Below are 17,608 nucleotides of genomic sequence, written 5' to 3' on the forward strand. Positions count from 1 at the left end.
GTTAGAAATACCGCGGAGTAGTTAAAGTATTGTTTCTGTAGTTTTTATTCCCGAATGTGTAGCCCAATGATATCTCATGGCTTCCGGACGAATATGAATTTAAATCCGACAAACTGTAGTCGTAAGCATATCCAATTCTAAACTGTTTTGCAACAAAAACCTCAACTAATCCAACAAGCGAATTTTGTTGAAAAGTTGGATTTAAATTGTTAGTTTTTTTCCACATATCCACACCCATCCTATAAGACCCTCCTAACCAAAGTACATCTTTAAACAAAAAAGATGCGTTTATATCGAAATTACCCATGTTTTGGGGGTCATCACGCAACATTAAAGAAGGTTTCATTTTCACACTTTCATTAACATTTATTAATGCACCAACTGTTAAGAACATGTGGACAGGAGGTAAAATTACGAAAGAAGCACGCTGATTATTTTTATTCAACGTAGTTGTAAGAAGATTATTTGCTGACAAACCGGCGTAAAAAACATTATCACTATAATGAATACCCAATTTGGCATCGGGAGAGATGTAGCTGTAATTTCCCACAAAGTTGATATCCGAAGGGTCTGCGATTACTGCTTTATCACTATTAATAGAGAACTGCACGGCACCTACGCCAATACCGAAACTTAACCTACCTTCTTCACCAACTGGCAAACGATAAGCATAATTGGCCATTATTGAAGTTTGCCCCTGTATATTTATTCTATCATTTAAAACCGTTAAACCTAAGCCTACGTTCTTATTCCGAAAAAAGGCCCCATCAACCAACAAAGATTGAGTAGTTGGCGCACCTTTTATACCCACCCATTGGTTTCGGCTTAATAAATTTACATTGATATCTTCCTTATAACCAGCATAAGCGGGATTAACCAACAAATTATTGAACATATATTGGCTATAGGTGATTTCATTTTGCGATTTTGCCAAAAGAGGACTAACAACAATCAAAAGCTGGAGTAGAATTTTCTTCATCTCTTTAATTTTTAACCATTGTAATTGAACCTTTGAAATGCTCGTCTTTACCATCTATTTTCACACGTAGAATATAAATGTACGTTCCTGAAGAAACGTTTTTACCATCCCAATATTTAGTAGAGTTGTAGCTATTCATCCTATACACTAAATTTCCAGACCTATCAAAAATCTTCAGGTCGTTATCAGGAAAAGCATCGATATTTTTAATCTCCCAAGTATCGTTTCTTCCATCACCATCGGGAGAAAAAGCATTATAAAATTCCAAGGGACTGGCATTTGTAATTTGTGCTAATGCAAATGGAACTTCGCTACCTAAAGGCAGATTTGCGTTTTTATGAAGCATTGCTTGTGCCATATATGCAGCTCCCGAACCACTTTTCACCGTATTCGTAGAAATCATTCTATCCCAGTGTATGTTTCTGACCCAAGCAGCCAAGCCTGTAAATTTTTCTGAGCTGGGCATTAAAAAGGTAACATCAAAGGGGCTAGTGCCACCCATGCGTTTTATTTTATGATAGTAAGCATCATTTATTTCACCTACAGATTTCGTTTTACTCAATCTACTGAAACCTTCGGAATTAGGGTCTTTAGCAATAAAAGAAACCGCCATTTGGTTGGTATTCGCATCTTTTGGCTTCAGCACTACAAATCTTCTCAAATCACTGACTCCCATTGGATAGAGATAATCTTCATCGTTATCCATAAACCTAACAAAAGAGGCATCAATACTTAAAGAGCTGATATACCCTTCTTTTCTTGTCAAAGAAAGCGGATTAGAGTTTAACAACCTAAGACCCTCTGGTAAAAACAGCAGAATAATCGAATCGTCTATATCAAGCGATAATCTTGCATCAAATTTACCATTTAATTGATAAGTGCCGTTTCCTTTAAAAACCAAATTTGGGAAGGTTGCCGTACCAGAAAGGTTACTGGCCACCGAGTTCATGACCACGGTACCAACAGAAGCGTCTTGAAAAACTTTGTCATTCGATTTCCAATCACCTAAAACCGTAATAGTTCCATTATTTAAAACCTCACCAGCGTCATGTTTGTAGTTACCCTGAACATACAACACCGCATTTCTATCTAGAAAAAGCTTTACTCCAGAATTAGAAATCTGAGCAAATATTTCAGTATTGCCGAAAATTAATAATACGGCAACAAAAACGAGATATGCTTGCCTAGTTCTCATTAATTTACAGCGCTGATATGAAAAGTAGTAGATGGCAGGTCTATTGGATTATCACCTACGTTAATAAATTTCACCTCAACTGTTCCTGCAGAAATTACTCTTGCGTATGCTATAATTAAGCCATCAGGCAATTCGATATTCGATGAAACAGCTACACTTGCAGTTGTGGTAACACCTGCTAAAGCAAACTCTCTTTTTAAAGATGCTTTAGGTGCGATAGAAGGCAAATCTGCAACTAATGAAACTTTTGAAATGGAAGCCACATAAGAACCAGCTACGCCAATCTTCACTCTTCCATCAGTACCAATTCTTATCGCTTCTGTTCTGTTTGCGGCAATAACAAGCTCTACCTCATCAGTAGTACCCAGAAAGTCGTTATTAACACCTGGCACAGTTGTTCCTCCCTGCCTTCCATTACCATTTCCTGTTCTTAGCCAACCCGCAGTACTTCCCGACGGGCCTTGCTGCCCTGCAGGACCTTGCTCACCTGCTTCACCTTGTAAACCTCGTAATCCTTGAGGGCCAGTTGCGCCTACATCTCCTTTTTCACCAGCTGGACCTTGAATTCCCGTTGGACCTATCGGACCAGCGGGGCCGGTCAATCCGATCGGACCCTGCGGACCTACATCCCCTTGATCCCCTTTGATACCCTGAGGACCAGCAGGCCCATCAGCACCTTGAGGACCCAACGCTCCCTGCGGACCTACTGGACCTGTTGAACCAGTGGGACCGGGCAAGCCTACTGCCCCTTGCGGACCAGCAGCACCAACATCTCCTTGGTCACCTTTAACACCTTGGGAACCAGCAACACCCTGAGGGCCTACGGGACCGACGATGCCAGTTGTTAGATTAGCTATTGAAAGCCACGTACCATTAGATTGTTTTTTATAAACACCTCCGGTATTATTATTTAGGTAAAGATCTCCTTCCCTAACCCCTGCAGGTTCATTTCCACTGCTCGGCGGACTAAGCGTTCCATTGTACCACTGCGCACCTGCCGGACCTGCTGGCCCAACAATACCGGCACCTGTAGAAAGTTCTTCCCACTTATTCACGTTCCAAACGTTGAATTTGTTCGTGGTGGTATTGTAAACCAATAAACCGTTAATGCTTTCATTTGTAGTCCCCGAAGTTTGCAAGACATCTCTTTGTGCATCTGTCAAACGTGGTATCAACAATCCCTTTTCTGTAGAATAAATCTCTAGAATTGATTTCGAGTTAGGATTTTCTGTACCTATACCAATAGCGCCATTTTGCGCATAAGCTTGGGAAGCAAAAATCAAGAGTGTTAAAAAAGTAAAGATTCTCATAAATACAAGCGTTTGTCTTGGTAATTTTTGGGTAATTACTTACTCAAAATAAGAGTATATTTTTCAATAAATCAAACTTATCAACATTTATTTTATACAAAACACAATAAATGTGGAAAACTAGAAGTTGCGATTATAGCCAGAAGTGATAAAAAGCTGACATAGATAGCTCACAAACCGATATTTAGATTAACTTTGTTACATTACATATAATTATATTTTTTTAATGAAACATACAATCAGTGAACTAGAAGATATCGCTTCGCAAGTAAGAAGAGATATCCTTAGAATGGTACATGCGGTACAATCTGGACATCCAGGAGCTTCGTTAGGTTGTGCAGATTTCTTTACTGCATTATATTTCGAGGTAATGAACCATAATCCAGAATTTGACATGGATGGTAAAAACGAAGACCTGTTCTTTTTATCCAACGGACACATCTCTCCAGTTTGGTATAGTGTATTAGCTAGAGCAGGTTATTTCGAAGTTAGCGAGCTGAGTACTTTCAGAAAATTAGATTCTAGATTACAAGGGCACCCAACCACTCACGAGCATTTGCCAGGAATACGTATTGCATCAGGTTCATTGGGACAAGGACTTTCGGTAGCTATCGGTGCTGCCTTAGCTAAAAAAATAAATGGCGACCACTCTTTGGTATACGCTTTATTAGGTGACGGCGAATTACAGGAAGGCCAAAACTGGGAAGCTTTTATGTTTGCCCCTCACAACAAAGTTGACAACGTTATTGCTACAATCGATTATAACGGTCAACAAATTGATGGACCAACAGAAAAAGTACTATCATTAGAAAACCTACAAGCTAAATTTGAAGCTTTTGGCTGGCATGTAATTAACTCAGATGGCAACGATATGGATGGAATCGTAAAAGCATTACATTACGCAAAATCTTTAACTGGCAAAGGCAAACCTATCTTAAACCTAATGAGCACTCAGATGGGTTACGGTGTAGATTTCATGGTAGGAACTCACAAATGGCATGGTTCTGCTCCAAATGACGCACAATTAGAAAGCGCATTAGGTCAAATTAAAGAAACAGCTGGGGACTATTAATTAGATTGGAGACATTAGATATGAGACTTGAGAATTCACATTCAATCTCGTATCAAATTAAACAATAGATAGATCTGAGTAATAAGAGACATAAATTGGGATAATCCCAATCTCACATCTCACATCTCACATCTCATATCTCAACAAAAAATGAAAAAATACACTTACACAGATAAAAAAGATACTCGCTCTGGTTTTGGAGCTGGCTTGCATGAAGCAGGTAAAAGAAACGAAAACGTAGTTGCACTTTGTGCTGACTTAGTTGGTTCTTTAAAGATGGATGCTTTCATTAAGGATTTTCCTGAGCGTTTCTTTCAAATTGGAATTGCAGAAGCAAACATGATGGGGATTGCTGCCGGCTTAACTATTGGCGGTAAAATCCCTTTCACAGGAACTTTCGCAAATTTCTCAACTGGAAGAGTTTATGATCAAATTCGTCAGTCTATTGCTTATTCTGGCAAAAACGTTAAAATTTGTGCTTCACACGCCGGTTTAACTTTAGGCGAAGATGGTGCAACTCACCAAATTTTAGAAGATATAGGCTTAATGAAAATGTTACCAGGAATGGTAGTGATTAACCCTTGCGACTACAACCAAACTAAAGCAGCAACTTTGGCCATTATGGATTACGAAGGTCCTGTTTACTTACGTTTCGGTCGTCCCGTAATTCCTGTATTTACACCAGAAGACCAAAAATTTGAGATTGGTAAAGCATGGATGGTGAACGAAGGTAAAGATGTAACCATCGTTGCAACTGGTCACATGGTTTGGAGAGCTATCCAAGCCGGTGAAGAGTTAGAGAAATTAGGTATCGATGCAGAAATTATAAATATTCACACGATTAAACCTTTGGACGAAGAAGCTATCTTAAAGTCGGTACAAAAAACTGGATGTATTGTAACTTGCGAAGAGCATAACAAGTTTGGTGGCTTAGGAGAGAGTGTTTCTCGTTTCTTAACAACTACTTATTTAGCTCCACAAGAGTTCGTTGCTGTTGATGATAGTTTTGGCGAAAGTGCAACTCCAGATCAATTAATGACGAAATACAAATTAGACCCATCTGATATTGTAGCTGCTGCACAGAAAGTGATAGCTAGAAAAGGTTGAGGATATTTACCACAAAGGCACCAAGCACACCAAGAATTAAATTACAAACTTTGTGTTCTTTGAGTCTTTGTGGTTTACAAACAATATAGCATTAATAAATGAAGCAAGTTGAAGACAGCGAAATACTTTCCAAATTTAGTGTTGAAAAAACACAGAATGAAGCCTTCAACTTGCTTTTACAAAAATATCAACAGAAAATTTATTGGCACATCCGTAGGTTAGTAATTGATCACGATGATGCTGATGATTTAGTACAAGAAACCTTTGTTAAGGTTTGGAAAAATTTGCACAACTTCCGCAGCGATTCGCAGCTCTATACTTGGATTTACAGAATTGCAACCAATGAATCCATCACTTTCCTCAATAAAAAGAAAAACCGCAACAATATTTCTTTAGATGAAGTGAATTCTGAATTAGCGGAAACTCTTTCTTCATCCTCTTACTTTGATGGTGACAAAATTCAGCGTAAGCTACAAGAAGCTGTTTTAACACTGCCAGAGAAGCAGCGTATTATCTTCAACATGAAATATTTTGACGATATGAAGTACGAAGAAATCTCTGAAGTTTTAGGCACCTCAGTGGGTGCTTTGAAAGCTTCCTTTCATATTGCTGTCAAAAAAATAGAAACAATTCTATTAAATGAAGATTGATATTAAACCTTTTGCATAAAAAAACATCAATAAATACAAATGAGTAAAATGGCCGAAAATATGGAATGGGAAAACGAAGCGCCACAACTAGCAAAGCTGAAAAAATCCAACCCTTTTACAGTTCCTTCTAATTATTTCGAGGAACTCAACGAGAGGATTAATCAGTCTGTATTTATTAGTTCCTTAGAACGGAACGAGCAAGGAGGCTTCCATATTCCTGAAAATTATTTTGAAACACTAGAAAACCAAATTACTTCGAGAATTGCTTTAGAACAATTCAAAGATGGTAATCAAGAAGGTTTTGCTGTGCCAAATGGTTATTTTGAAAAGCTACAACAAAACATTGCGGCCCAAACTACCGAAAAGAAAAAGATAGTTAGACTTTGGAACCAGCCATTATTTAAATATGCAGTAGCTGCTTGCCTAGTCATCGCATCTACTACCGGTTGGTTTGCCAATGAACACTATCAAAGCAAACAATTGCGTAAAACAGAATTGGCGAAAGAGCAAATGCTTTATGATATTGATGAAAGTGTGATTATGGAATACATGCAAGAAGCTCAAAATGTTAAAACTGCCAGTTTTACCGACACAGAAATGGAAAACTACATCTTAGATAATTTTTCTACAAGCGATTTATCTAATAACTTATAAAATGATGCTAGTTCATCACAATTAAAAATAACACAAATGAAACACCTTGTTTTTGCACTATTGATATTTGTTCCTTGCTTAGCGATAGCGCAGGGCCCACGTGGTGGTGGCGAAAAAATGGAAGCCAAAAAAGTTGCTTGGTTAACAACAAAATTAGATTTGTCTGCCGAAGACGCAAAGATTTTCTGGCCGATTTATAATGATTATGTGAGAGAGCAATCTACCCTAAGAAAAGAACGCTTTCAAAAAATGATCAGCTTTAGAAAGTTAAAAGAAATTGAAGATTTGGATGATGAAGAAATCCAAACTTTAATCTTAAACGATTTCAATTTTAGACAACGTGATTTGAACATCGAACGTAAATACTACAACAAATTCAAATCTAATTTGCCCATAAAAACAGTAGGAAAATTCTACAGAGCGCAAGAAGCTTTCAAAAAAGAAATTTTACAGCAATATAGAGCCGCAATGCCGACGACACCTCCAGCAAATTAGACACACAATGATAATTTGAGAAAAGTCCCGAAATTAAATCGGGACTTTTTTATTTGACATCATTTTCAAAAAACTAAAGCTCAAATGAGCTATTTTTGCGCTATGCTTACCCAACGACAACTCTTTTTAAAACATAACGCTCAAACGTCTACCACTCCCCTACTACTCGAATTTGTGAAAGCTAAAGGAGTTCACATTTATGATGTTGAAGGCAAAGAATACATTGATTTAATTGCCGGAATTGGTGTAAGCAACGTAGGTCACTGCCATCCAAATGTAGTTGCTGCTGTACAAAAACAAGCCGAAACCTATATGCACTTAATGGTTTATGGCGAGTTTGTTCAAAGTCCGCAGGTGAATTTTGCCACAGCTTTAGCTTCGGTTTTACCAAGCAACCTTAACAGCACCTATTTTGTGAACTCTGGAGCAGAAGCTGTAGAGGGAGCTATGAAGCTAGCCAAACGGTACACGGGCAGAAAAGGCTTTATCGCTTGTAGAAATGCTTATCACGGCAGTACGCAGGGTGCAGAAAGTTTAATGGAAAGTGATTTCTATTCTGCTGGCTATGGACCATTTTTACCTCACGTTAATTTCATCAACCATAACGACATCGCCGATTTAAACAAAATCACTACTGAAACTGCGGCAGTTTTTATCGAACCTGTACAAGGCGAAGCTGGCATCAGAGTAGCTGACCAAAATTACATGGAAGCTTTGAGAGCAAAATGTACAGAAACTGGTACTTTGTTGGTGTTCGACGAGATCCAATCTGGTTTTGGTAGGACAGGAAAAATGTTTGCTTTTGAACATTACGATGTAGTTCCTGACATTCTATTATTGGCAAAAGGAATTGGTGGTGGAATGCCAATTGGTGCTTTTATCAGCTCTTTAGAAATCATGTCTGTACTTTCTTATAACCCAATTTTAGGGCACATGACTACTTTTGGAGGGCATCCAGTTTGTTGCGCTGCTGGTTTAGCAACCTTAAATACGCTATTAGATGAAAACATTGTTGCTGACGTAGAAGCAAAAGGAGAACTTTTCAAACAGCTATTACAACATCCAGCAATAACCGAAATTAGAGGAAAAGGATTAATGCTTGCCGTAGGTTTCGATAGTTTTGAAACTAATAAAGCCATTATCGACGCCTGTATTGAAGATGGTATCATCAGCGATTGGTTTTTGCATTGCAGCGATGCCATGCGTATTGCTCCACCGTTGACTATTACAGAAGAAGAAATTAAAAAGGCTTGTGCTATCATCACAAAGAATATTGATAAAATAATTAAAACCGCTGATTAATCACTCTATCTAAACACAATTCACTTAATACTTCTTAATTCCTTAATGTTTAATTATTTTGAAAACATTAAGAAGTGAAGTTTAATGAAGATAAAAGACCCCATATGGAAATTATTCAAGAAAACGACGAAAGAAGAGGCTTTTTCAAAGCCATGGAAGATGGTAAAGAAGCAGGTTTAATGACCTATAATTGGGCTGGCAGCACTAAATTCATCATAGATCATACCGAGGTTAACCCAGTTTTTAAGGGCAAAGGTGTTGGTTTACAATTGGTGATGAAAGCCGTGGAATATGCAAGAGCAAACAACTTGAAAATTATGCCTTTATGTCCTTTTGCGAAGTCTGTATTTGATAAGAATGCTGAGCTAGCAGACGTATTATTTTAGTCGCTATAATTCTTCTAAGTTGCTTTAATACCTTTGGCATTCCGAAATTAAGTCGGAATCGTAATGCTTTAAAAACGATCAATATACATATTGCTTTAAGATTAGCTTCGCTGAGCACTTCGTGGTTCCTGCCAACGCGGGAATGACGAAAAATAAATGCCAGAGAGACTTTAACTCATTTTCTGCCTTTTAATCAGATAAGCCTCCAATATGTGGTTGAAACCGGCATTGATATCGGCATCAACCATATCGATCTTATACTGTGCGCATTTTAATGCAAGGTTTTTTCTATACTCATTCATCTGCTGTAGATAAGCATCTTTCACCTTTGATGTGTGGGCTTTCAACACCGTTCCCGTTTCCATATCCACAAATTCGTAAGGCCTGTTTTCAAAATTGAAATCTAGTTCTTTTGTTTTGTCTGTGACGTTGAAAACAATGACCTCGTGTTTATTAAACTTGAGATGCTGCAAAGCGGAGAATATTTGATCTAACCTATCATTACTATTTGCAGTTTGTAGCATATCGCTAAATACAACCACCAAAGAGCGTTTATGAATTAAATCTGCAATTTGATGCAAGGCAGAAGACAAGTCTGTTTGAACATTTAATTGAGAAGCAACCAGCATTTCTTCTAACTTGGCGAACAAGAATTTCTGATGCACGCTTGTAGATTTTGCAGGTGTATTTAGTTTGAGTTGGTCGGTAAACAAACTTAAACCAAACGCATCTCGCTGACGCTTGAGCAGATAAATTAATGCTGCAGTACTTTGTACAGAAAATGTAAGTTTGTTGTAATTATCGTTAGGAAAATACATCGAAGAGGAAACATCAATCACAAACTGACATCTCAAATTTGTTTCTTCTTCATAACGCTTGCTGAAAAGCTTATCCGTTTTGGCAAACAACTTCCAATCTATACTTTTAACGCTATCGCCAGTATTGTAAAGCCTGTGCTCGGCAAATTCTACAGAAAATCCATGAAACGGACTTTTATGCAAACCGGTAATGAAACCTTCTACCACTTGTTTGGCTAACAGTTCTAAGCTACTTTCAAATCTAATTTCGTCGGGCTTTTGCGATACTTGCATATTTTAAAAGTAACGAAAAGATTTCGATTAGCTTATAGAAACGAATAAATGTTGGTTAAAGATGATATTTTGAAAAGTTAAGACCTACTACCATCTACATTAACCCCGCTATTCGCTCATACGCCTTCAGGCCTTCACCACAAGGCCGGTATCCGCTGTTATCGGGTTTAAGCATAAGCGGTAGTAAACCAAACCCGATTGAGTGAAAATCCTTTTTGCTGCAATAATATTCAGACTTCGTAAGTTTTAAAAACTTACGAAGTCTTTCCCAGTTGCACACACAAAAAGATTGAAATGAAAGCGGGGCTAAATTAAACCAAGAACTACAGAAATTGCTTTAAAAAAAATCCGACATACAATAATTAAGTACATCGGATATATTTTATTTGAGATAAGTAAAAACCTACTCTTATAATTGACCGTCTAATTTACCAGCTAATACTGATTTAGGCACTGCACCAATTTGTTTATCTACTACTTCACCGTTTTTGAAGTATAACAAAGCTGGGATATTGCGGATACCAAACTGCATAGAAATTTGCGGGTTGTTGTCAACGTTTACCTTGCCAACTAAAGCTTTACCATCATATTCTTTGGCAATTTCTTCTACTACTGGACCAACCATACGGCAAGGACCGCACCACTCTGCCCAAAAATCTACCAAAACAGGTTTATCTGATTTTAATACTAATTCCTCGAAGTTAGCATCTGTTATTTCTAAAGCCATATCTAAATTTTATTTATGTATACAAATATATTATCAATTGTAGTGCCATCAAAAGTCTTGTGTCAATTTGACATTCTTTTGTTCATTGGTTCACTAGCTTACTGGTTCATTGGGTATTTTAAATAATTACTGATACCTAACCATTAATACCTAATCCCTAATTCAACCTGTAATCTACAAAATTTATTTCCCTTATTTTATTCAAAAACTGGTTGTTAGGATTAATACGTTGATTTTTAGAAGGCAACTCCAGTTTTAACCCTTTTTCCATATCATAAACCTCAAAATTGAGCTTACAGTTTTGCGCTTCTGCATTTTCTTTGTTTTCGTCCAAAATCTCTTGGATTTGCTGCATAAAATCGTTGGTAACAGCTTCTATCGGGAATAGTAAAGTAAGCGACTTGGTCAATTTATCACGCAGACCAGAAAGCAAATCTATGCTCGTAATCTTAAACTCCCAATCTCCCTCCTTACCAAAACGCAATCCTAATTTACCACGTATCTGCAAGAAATATCCTTCAGTTAAAAACTGCTTAAATTTCAAGAAATCATCACCAAACAAGGCAATTTCACAGCTATCATCATAATCTTCAAATGAGAAAATGCCGAAAGGTTTACCTGTTTTTGTAATACGTTGCGAAGCCATTGCTACCAAACCTCCAACTACCAATTCTCTATTTTTCAGGGTCTCAAACTCTGCTAAAACTTCCTCATTGGTATCGCCAGTTCGTATTTTATTGATGGTGGTGATGTGTTTCACTTTATAAGGGCAATACCTATCCAATTCAAAACGATAATCATCTAACGGATGTCCCGAAAGGAAAATTCCTATCGCATCTTTTTCGTATTTCAGCCTGTCAATCAACCCCCATTCTGGAGCTACCGGAAACGTTGGTTCCAAAATCAAATCTGCCTTAGAGCCTCCAAAAAGCGAAGATTGCGATGAGTTTTGGTTATTCTGAAAATCGTTGGCATACTTAATTAACTTTTCTATACCATTCAATTTATCGTTGGCGCCGATGAAGAAATACTGCGCTCTGTGGTAACCAAAGGCATCGAAAGCGCCACCATATACAAAACTCTCGTAAGCTTTCTTGTTAACGATACGAGTGTTGGAGCGTTTAGCAAACTCAAATACAGAAGGATAATTACCATTTTCTATCCTTTCCTCGATGATACTTTCTACCGCTTTTTCTCCCACTCCCTTCACCGCAGATAAACCAAAGCGAACCTCGCCTTTAGGATTTACAGAGAATTTCATTTCAGATTCGTTCACATCTGGACCTAATACCGGTACGCCCATTTGTCGACATTCTTCCATAAAGAATGCCACTTGTTTGATGTCACTCATGTTATTGGAAAGTACCGCAGCCATATACTCTGCCGGATAATGTGCTTTCAAATAAGCAGTTTGATAAGCAATCCAAGCGTAACAAGTAGAGTGGGATTTGTTGAAAGCGTAGGATGCAAATGCTTCCCAGTCTTTCCAGATTTTCTCTAAAGTTGCCGCAGCATGTCCTTTTTCAGAAGCCTGTTTTACAAATTTAGGCTTCATTTTATCTAGTACATCTTTCTGCTTTTTACCCATTGCTTTACGCAGAACGTCGGCCTCGCCTTTGGTAAAACCTGCCAATTTCTGCGACAAAAGCATCACCTGTTCTTGATAAACGGTAATACCGTAAGTTTCCTTCAAATATTCCTCACAAGCATCTAAATCGTAGGTAATGGGCTCCGTTCCGTGTTTACGACGAACGAAACTCGGAATATACTCCATAGGACCTGGACGGTAAAGTGCATTCATCGCAATTAAATCCCCAAATACGGTAGGCTTCAACTCCTTCATGTATTTCTGCATTCCAGGACTCTCATACTGGAAAATACCGACAGTTTCACCTCGTTGGAAAAGCTCGTAAGTAGCTACGTCATCTATTGGGAAATTATCAGGATTAAGTTCGATACCGTGACGTTTTTTAACCAGTTTTACCGTATCCTTAATTAGGGTTAATGTTTTTAACCCCAAGAAGTCCATTTTTAATAGACCTGCACTTTCTACTACCGAGTTATCGAACTGGGTTACGTACAAATTACTGTCTTTAGCGATGGATACAGGTACGAAATTGGTGATATCGTCTGGCGTAATGATTACTCCACAGGCGTGGATACCTGTATTACGCACCGAACCTTCTAAAACGATAGCCTGTTGTAAAGTTTCGGCTGCCAAATCCTTACCTGCAGCTAGCCCCTTAAGTAAGTTTACGTTCTCAAACTCGTCGGGCCGCAAAGCTTCTTTCAAAGCTTTTTCTTCCAAGTTGAAGATTTTTGCCAGCTTCATGTTAGGCACTAACTTGGCAACTTTATCTGCTTCGAAAAGAGGCAAATCTAGTACCCTAGCCGTATCTCTAATAGAAGATTTGGCTGCCATGGTACCGTAGGTGATAATTTGAGCCACCTGACTAGAACCGTATTTGTTGATTACGTAATCCATTACACGACCACGTCCCTCGTCATCAAAATCGATATCGATATCGGGCATGGAAACACGGTCTGGATTAAGGAAACGCTCAAAAAGGAGGTCGTATTTAATTGGGTCGATATTGGTAATTCCCAAACAATAAGCTACTGCCGAACCTGCTGCCGAACCACGACCTGGACCAACGGAAACATCTCTATTTCTAGCTTCGGCAATAAAATCTTGCACAATTAAGAAGTAACCTGGATACCCCGTTTTTTCAATGGTTTGTAGCTCAAAATCTAAACGCTCGGTAATATCATCCGTAAGTTCTCCGTAACGTTTCTGCGCCCCAACATAGGTTAGGTGACGAAGAAATTTATTCTCTCCTCGTTTACCACCATCTTCTACATCTTCTGCAACCACAAACTCTTCCGGAATATCGAATTTAGGTAAGAGCACTTCTCTCGCCAATTTATAGATTTCGATTTTATCGATAATTTCCTGAATATTGATAATTGCGTCTGGCACATCGGTAAACAAGGCTTTCATCTCGTCTGCCGACTTGAAATAATATTCGTGGTTAGGCATACCATACCTAAAACCTCTACCACGGCCAATTGGCGTAGCTAGTTTCTCGGCATCTTTTACACACAACAAAATATCGTGGGCATGTGCATCCTTTTTATTTACGTAATAGGTGTTATTGGTAGCCACCATTTTAACCTGATGTTGGGTTGCCATTTTAACGAGCACCTCATTCACACGGTCTTCATTTTCTTGACCGTGGCGCATCAGTTCTATATAAAAATCGTCACCAAATTGTTCTTTCCACCAAAGCAAAGCTTCTTCGGCTTGTTTTTCGCCAATATTTAAAATCTTGCTTGGAACCTCGCCATACATATTACCCGTTAAAACAATCAGGTTTTCTTTGTATTGCTCAACAACCGCCCTATCTATCCTTGGTACATAATAAAATCCTTTAGTATAAGCGATAGAAGACATTTTTGCCAAGTTATGATAACCCTGCTTGTTCTTCGCCAAGAACACCACCTGATAACCATCATCTTTTCTCGTTTTATCGGTATGATTATCACATACGAAAAATTCTACACCAATAATAGGTTTTAGAATCTGCGCTGTAGGTGTTTCTCCTTTTTCTAGCGCCTCTTTGTTTTTTGCCTCAGCGCCTTTGTTGTGGTTAAGCACATTGTTCACAAAGTGGAAAGCACCCATCATGTTGGCATGGTCGGTTAACGCCACTGCCGGCATACCTCTTTCTACCGCAGCTTTTACCAGTGCTGGTATGCTAATGGTACTTTGCAATACAGAAAACTGTGTATGGTTATGCAAATGCACAAAGGCAGCATCTGCCAACGCCGCTTTGTTTTGTGCTAGGGTCTGTTTAGAAACGCCACCAGTATCAGCGCTTTTTCTCTTTCTAATTTCATCAGAAGCAGCTTTTAAGTTGATATGCTGTATGCCAACAGATTCAATTGCAAACGGATTGGCTTCCTTAAAGCGCAAGAAGTAATCGGTATCAACTTGAAGTTCTTCTTTCGTGAAAACTTGCTTCTTAATCAGCTCCAAAAAACAACGTGTAGTGGCTTCCACATCGGCGGTTGCGTTATGTGCTTCGCCAAATGGCACACCAAATAAATACTGGTGCAATTCGGTTAGTGTAGGCAGTTTAAACTTACCTCCTCTACCACCTGGTATTTTCAACAAATCAGCTGTGATTTCTGTACAGGTATCCAATACCGGCATATCAGCTAATGGACTTTCTACACCGAAACGATGAAGCTCACAGCCCATAATGTTAATATCGAACTTGATGTTCTGTCCAACCACAAACTTAGCTTTCCCCAACGCTTCGTTAAACTTCACCAACACATCTGCCAAAGCAATCCCTTGCTCTTCGGCTAATTCCGTAGAAATACCATGAATACGTTCCGCATCATAGGGAATATTAAATCCTTCAGGTTTTACCAAATAATCCTGATGTTCTACCAAATTACCTAGCTCGTCATGCAGTTGCCAAGCAATTTGAATACAACGCGGCCAGTTATCCGTATCGGTAATTGGAGCATTGAAATTACGTGGCAAACCTGTGGTTTCTGTATCGAAAATTAAGTACATAAAGGAGAAAATAGGGATACCAAAATTAACGAAAAATTAAGCGGATTTGGTCACCAAATTATCAACATGCGTAGTCGCTAATATTTAAGGTTTTAAGGTACTTCCATTAACATTTCAATTCTCTTACATAAAGAGAAAATTGCTTACTTTTACTTCAAAATGCTCTAAACCTAATTGTAAAAATGGATTTCACCCTTAATGGCTACGCATTAGTGCTCCTATTCTTCGGAATGCTGACAGCTATCATGGCAATCTACATTTACAGAAGAGGCACCGCCGTGGTACGTTGGTTCGGTTTAATGATGGGCTCTAACGCCATTTGGTCTATCGCCTATGGCTTAGAACTTTCCAGTAAAACGCTTGACCAAGCCCTGATTTTCATCAATATAGAATACATCGGCATTGCCACGTTACCGCTAAACTGGTTTTTGTTTTGTCTTAGTTTTTGCAATAAAGATTGTTGGTACAAAAAACCGCTTAACCTTACGCTAATTCTCATTGCGCCAATTACTACGTTGGTAATGGTATGGACAAATCCCTTACATCACTTACATTATAAAGATGTTCAGATGTTTTATGAAGGTGCTTTTCCTATGGCAAAGATTTACCCTGGCACTTGGTATCACATCTTTACAGGATATTTCTATTTGCTTTTGGCATGTGGTTGTTATTTAATCCTCAATAAATTCAGAACCTCAGACCGTATCTACAAAAAACAGAATTACAGCATCATCATAGGGGCAATTATTCCGTGGATAGCCAATATGAGCTATTTATTAGGCATTAGACCTTTAGGATTTATAGATGTCACTCCTTTTGCTTTTATCTTCACCACCTTTCTTGTTTTCTTAGGTATTTACCGATTTAGGCTATTCGACATCATACCTATTGCCCGTGAAAAAGCAATGGAGCTAATGAGTGACGGTTTTTTAGTATTGGATGACAGGCATCGTATTATCGATTATAATTCGGCTTTACTTCAGTTCATAAGTATTCCAGAAAAAGAAAAAGTTGTAGGCCTAAGTATTGAAACCATTTTTCCTAAGCATCCAGAATTAATTAAAAAAATAGAAGCTGGAACGAACTGTAAAATGGAACTGCAGACCACTGTTAAAGAGGAGACTGTTTATTTCGAGGCAGAGATTTTAGTCCTTCACGAAAATAGGATAAATGATGCCTTTACCATAATTAAACTGCAAGATCTAACATCAGCCAAAAAGGATGCCCTTATTGCGAAAGAGCAAGCTTTAGAACTTGAAAAAGTAAATCAGCTGAAAGACCGCATTTTCTCGATTATTGCCCACGATTTAAGAGGACCGTTGGTTAACCTATCAGAAGTGTTAAAAATGGTTTCGTACAACCAAATAAGCGACGAAGAATTTAAAGCGCTATCTCCGATACTTAGCAAGGATATTGTGTATACCACAGATTTGCTGGAAAACATATTACACTGGTCTAGAAGTCAGCTGCAAGGTTTTGGAGTTAAGAAGGAATTTTTCAATGTACGAAACATTATCATGAACGAAATCAATTATCACCTGCCCTCTGCTTCGCTTAAAAAGGTGAAGATATTGCATGATGTTTTTCCAAACGAAATTGCTTACGCTGATTTGTTGATGTTCCAAATTGTAATTAGGAACCTGCTAAACAATGCCATCAAATTTTGTAACGAAGGCTGTGAAATTCTGATTACCGCAGCTTACCAAAAAGACGGGATGATTAAGGTTTGCATTAAAGATAGTGGTATCGGCATTTCAAAAGCTACCATCGAAAAGTTATTCAAAGAGGAAAACATATCGTCTAGAGGTACCAAAAATGAGAAAGGAACTGGCTTGGGATTAATGATTTGTAAAGATTTTATGAGCCGGAATGGCGGTGATATTAGTGTAAGCAGTGAGTTAGGGATAGGTACTACTTTCTGCGTTACTGTTCCCACTCATGCTTAAACAAAAAAGCTATCTTGTTATACTGAGCAAAACAAAGAATACTTCCACAGTTTAAACCGTCTCGAATTCCCGCTCCTCTGCATAGCAAAATAGCTTTCTATTTCTT

At 38.3% G+C, this 17,608-nt stretch carries 14 protein-coding genes; 8 read left to right on the plus strand and 6 right to left on the minus strand.

What is annotated here, in order from left to right; genetic code table 11:
* Position 1: 1 nt before the first annotated feature.
* The 3 genes from CRO54_RS09690 to CRO54_RS09700 are packed head-to-tail and all read right to left on the minus strand — an operon-like array spanning position 2 to position 3,484.
* Positions 2-979: a PorP/SprF family type IX secretion system membrane protein gene (locus tag CRO54_RS09690; protein WP_097132324.1), complete on the minus strand. Its 978-nt coding sequence runs from the start codon at positions 977-979 to the stop codon at positions 2-4.
* Positions 980-983: 4 nt separating this feature from the next.
* On the minus strand, positions 984-2,174 hold the full coding sequence (locus CRO54_RS09695; protein ID WP_097131420.1) for a T9SS type B sorting domain-containing protein: 1,191 nt from the start codon (positions 2,172-2,174) through the stop codon (positions 984-986).
* The gene (locus CRO54_RS09700) at positions 2,174-3,484 is read right to left on the minus strand and encodes a collagen-like domain-containing protein (RefSeq protein WP_097131422.1); all 1,311 of its coding nucleotides are present in this window, start codon (positions 3,482-3,484) and stop codon (positions 2,174-2,176) included. The genes CRO54_RS09695 and CRO54_RS09700 overlap by 1 nt, the downstream gene beginning before the upstream one ends.
* 226 nt (positions 3,485-3,710) lie before the next feature.
* On the opposite strand from CRO54_RS09700, the gene CRO54_RS09705 reads away from it, so the two are divergent.
* From CRO54_RS09705 to CRO54_RS09735, 7 genes are all read left to right on the plus strand, one after another.
* A complete protein-coding gene (locus tag CRO54_RS09705; RefSeq protein WP_097131424.1) occupies positions 3,711-4,556 on the plus strand; it encodes a transketolase in 846 nt (281 codons plus the stop codon).
* A 150-nt stretch (positions 4,557-4,706) separates the two neighbouring features.
* The gene (locus CRO54_RS09710) at positions 4,707-5,663 is read left to right on the plus strand and encodes a transketolase family protein (protein WP_097131426.1); all 957 of its coding nucleotides are present in this window, start codon (positions 4,707-4,709) and stop codon (positions 5,661-5,663) included.
* Positions 5,664-5,761: 98 nt separating this feature from the next.
* Positions 5,762-6,313 (plus strand): RNA polymerase sigma factor, encoded by a 552-nt coding sequence (locus CRO54_RS09715; RefSeq protein ID WP_097131428.1) that lies wholly within the window; start codon positions 5,762-5,764, stop codon positions 6,311-6,313.
* A gap of 39 nt (positions 6,314-6,352) precedes the next feature.
* Positions 6,353-6,967 carry a hypothetical protein gene (locus tag CRO54_RS09720; RefSeq protein ID WP_097131430.1) on the plus strand — a complete coding sequence of 205 codons (615 nt, stop codon included), beginning with the start codon at positions 6,353-6,355 and terminating at the stop codon, positions 6,965-6,967.
* A gap of 36 nt (positions 6,968-7,003) precedes the next feature.
* Positions 7,004-7,462, plus strand: coding sequence for a periplasmic heavy metal sensor (locus tag CRO54_RS09725; RefSeq protein WP_097131433.1), 459 nt, complete (start codon positions 7,004-7,006; stop codon positions 7,460-7,462).
* An 84-nt stretch (positions 7,463-7,546) separates the two neighbouring features.
* A complete protein-coding gene (locus tag CRO54_RS09730) occupies positions 7,547-8,764 on the plus strand; it encodes an aspartate aminotransferase family protein (RefSeq protein WP_476704027.1) in 1,218 nt (405 codons plus the stop codon).
* 104 nt (positions 8,765-8,868) lie between these two features.
* On the plus strand, positions 8,869-9,150 hold the full coding sequence (locus CRO54_RS09735) for a GNAT family N-acetyltransferase (protein ID WP_097131438.1): 282 nt from the start codon (positions 8,869-8,871) through the stop codon (positions 9,148-9,150).
* Positions 9,151-9,320: 170 nt separating this feature from the next.
* On the opposite strand, the gene CRO54_RS09740 is transcribed toward CRO54_RS09735, so the two are convergent.
* The 3 genes from CRO54_RS09740 to dnaE all read right to left on the minus strand — a co-directional run bounded on the left by CRO54_RS09740 (position 9,321) and on the right by dnaE (position 15,556).
* A complete protein-coding gene (locus CRO54_RS09740; protein WP_097131439.1) occupies positions 9,321-10,241 on the minus strand; it encodes a DUF58 domain-containing protein in 921 nt (306 codons plus the stop codon).
* 409 nt (positions 10,242-10,650) lie between these two features.
* Positions 10,651-10,968, minus strand: a complete 318-nt coding sequence (gene trxA, locus CRO54_RS09745) for a thioredoxin (RefSeq protein ID WP_097131441.1) — start codon at positions 10,966-10,968, stop codon at positions 10,651-10,653.
* Between the two features lie 157 nt (positions 10,969-11,125).
* Positions 11,126-15,556, minus strand: a complete 4,431-nt coding sequence (gene dnaE / locus CRO54_RS09750; protein WP_097131443.1) for a DNA polymerase III subunit alpha — start codon at positions 15,554-15,556, stop codon at positions 11,126-11,128.
* A gap of 182 nt (positions 15,557-15,738) precedes the next feature.
* Between dnaE and CRO54_RS09755 the strand changes: the two genes are divergently transcribed.
* Complete coding sequence (locus CRO54_RS09755; RefSeq protein WP_097131445.1) at positions 15,739-17,502, plus strand: sensor histidine kinase; 1,764 nt, start codon at positions 15,739-15,741, stop codon at positions 17,500-17,502.
* The last annotated feature ends 106 nt before the right edge of the window (positions 17,503-17,608 follow it).

It is taken from the genome of Pedobacter xixiisoli, from assembly GCF_900215335.1.
In the GTDB taxonomy this organism is placed as follows: domain Bacteria; phylum Bacteroidota; class Bacteroidia; order Sphingobacteriales; family Sphingobacteriaceae; genus Pedobacter; species Pedobacter xixiisoli.

Coding starts and splice junctions, on each gene's coding strand:
- CRO54_RS09705 (WP_097131424.1), top strand. CDS start 3,711: ATGAAACATACAATCAGTGAACTAGAAGATATCGCTTCGCAAGTAAGA.
- CRO54_RS09695 (WP_097131420.1), bottom strand. CDS start 2,174: ATGAGAACTAGGCAAGCATATCTCGTTTTTGTTGCCGTATTATTAATT.
- CRO54_RS09725 (WP_097131433.1), top strand. CDS start 7,004: ATGAAACACCTTGTTTTTGCACTATTGATATTTGTTCCTTGCTTAGCG.
- CRO54_RS09740 (WP_097131439.1), bottom strand. CDS start 10,241: ATGCAAGTATCGCAAAAGCCCGACGAAATTAGATTTGAAAGTAGCTTA.
- CRO54_RS09735 (WP_097131438.1), top strand. CDS start 8,869: ATGGAAATTATTCAAGAAAACGACGAAAGAAGAGGCTTTTTCAAAGCC.
- CRO54_RS09710 (WP_097131426.1), top strand. CDS start 4,707: ATGAAAAAATACACTTACACAGATAAAAAAGATACTCGCTCTGGTTTT.
- CRO54_RS09755 (WP_097131445.1), top strand. CDS start 15,739: ATGGATTTCACCCTTAATGGCTACGCATTAGTGCTCCTATTCTTCGGA.
- CRO54_RS09700 (WP_097131422.1), bottom strand. CDS start 3,484: ATGAGAATCTTTACTTTTTTAACACTCTTGATTTTTGCTTCCCAAGCT.
- CRO54_RS09715 (WP_097131428.1), top strand. CDS start 5,762: ATGAAGCAAGTTGAAGACAGCGAAATACTTTCCAAATTTAGTGTTGAA.
- CRO54_RS09690 (WP_097132324.1), bottom strand. CDS start 979: ATGAAGAAAATTCTACTCCAGCTTTTGATTGTTGTTAGTCCTCTTTTG.
- trxA (WP_097131441.1), bottom strand. CDS start 10,968: ATGGCTTTAGAAATAACAGATGCTAACTTCGAGGAATTAGTATTAAAA.
- dnaE (WP_097131443.1), bottom strand. CDS start 15,556: ATGTACTTAATTTTCGATACAGAAACCACAGGTTTGCCACGTAATTTC.
- CRO54_RS09720 (WP_097131430.1), top strand. CDS start 6,353: ATGAGTAAAATGGCCGAAAATATGGAATGGGAAAACGAAGCGCCACAA.
- CRO54_RS09730 (WP_476704027.1), top strand. CDS start 7,547: ATGAGCTATTTTTGCGCTATGCTTACCCAACGACAACTCTTTTTAAAA.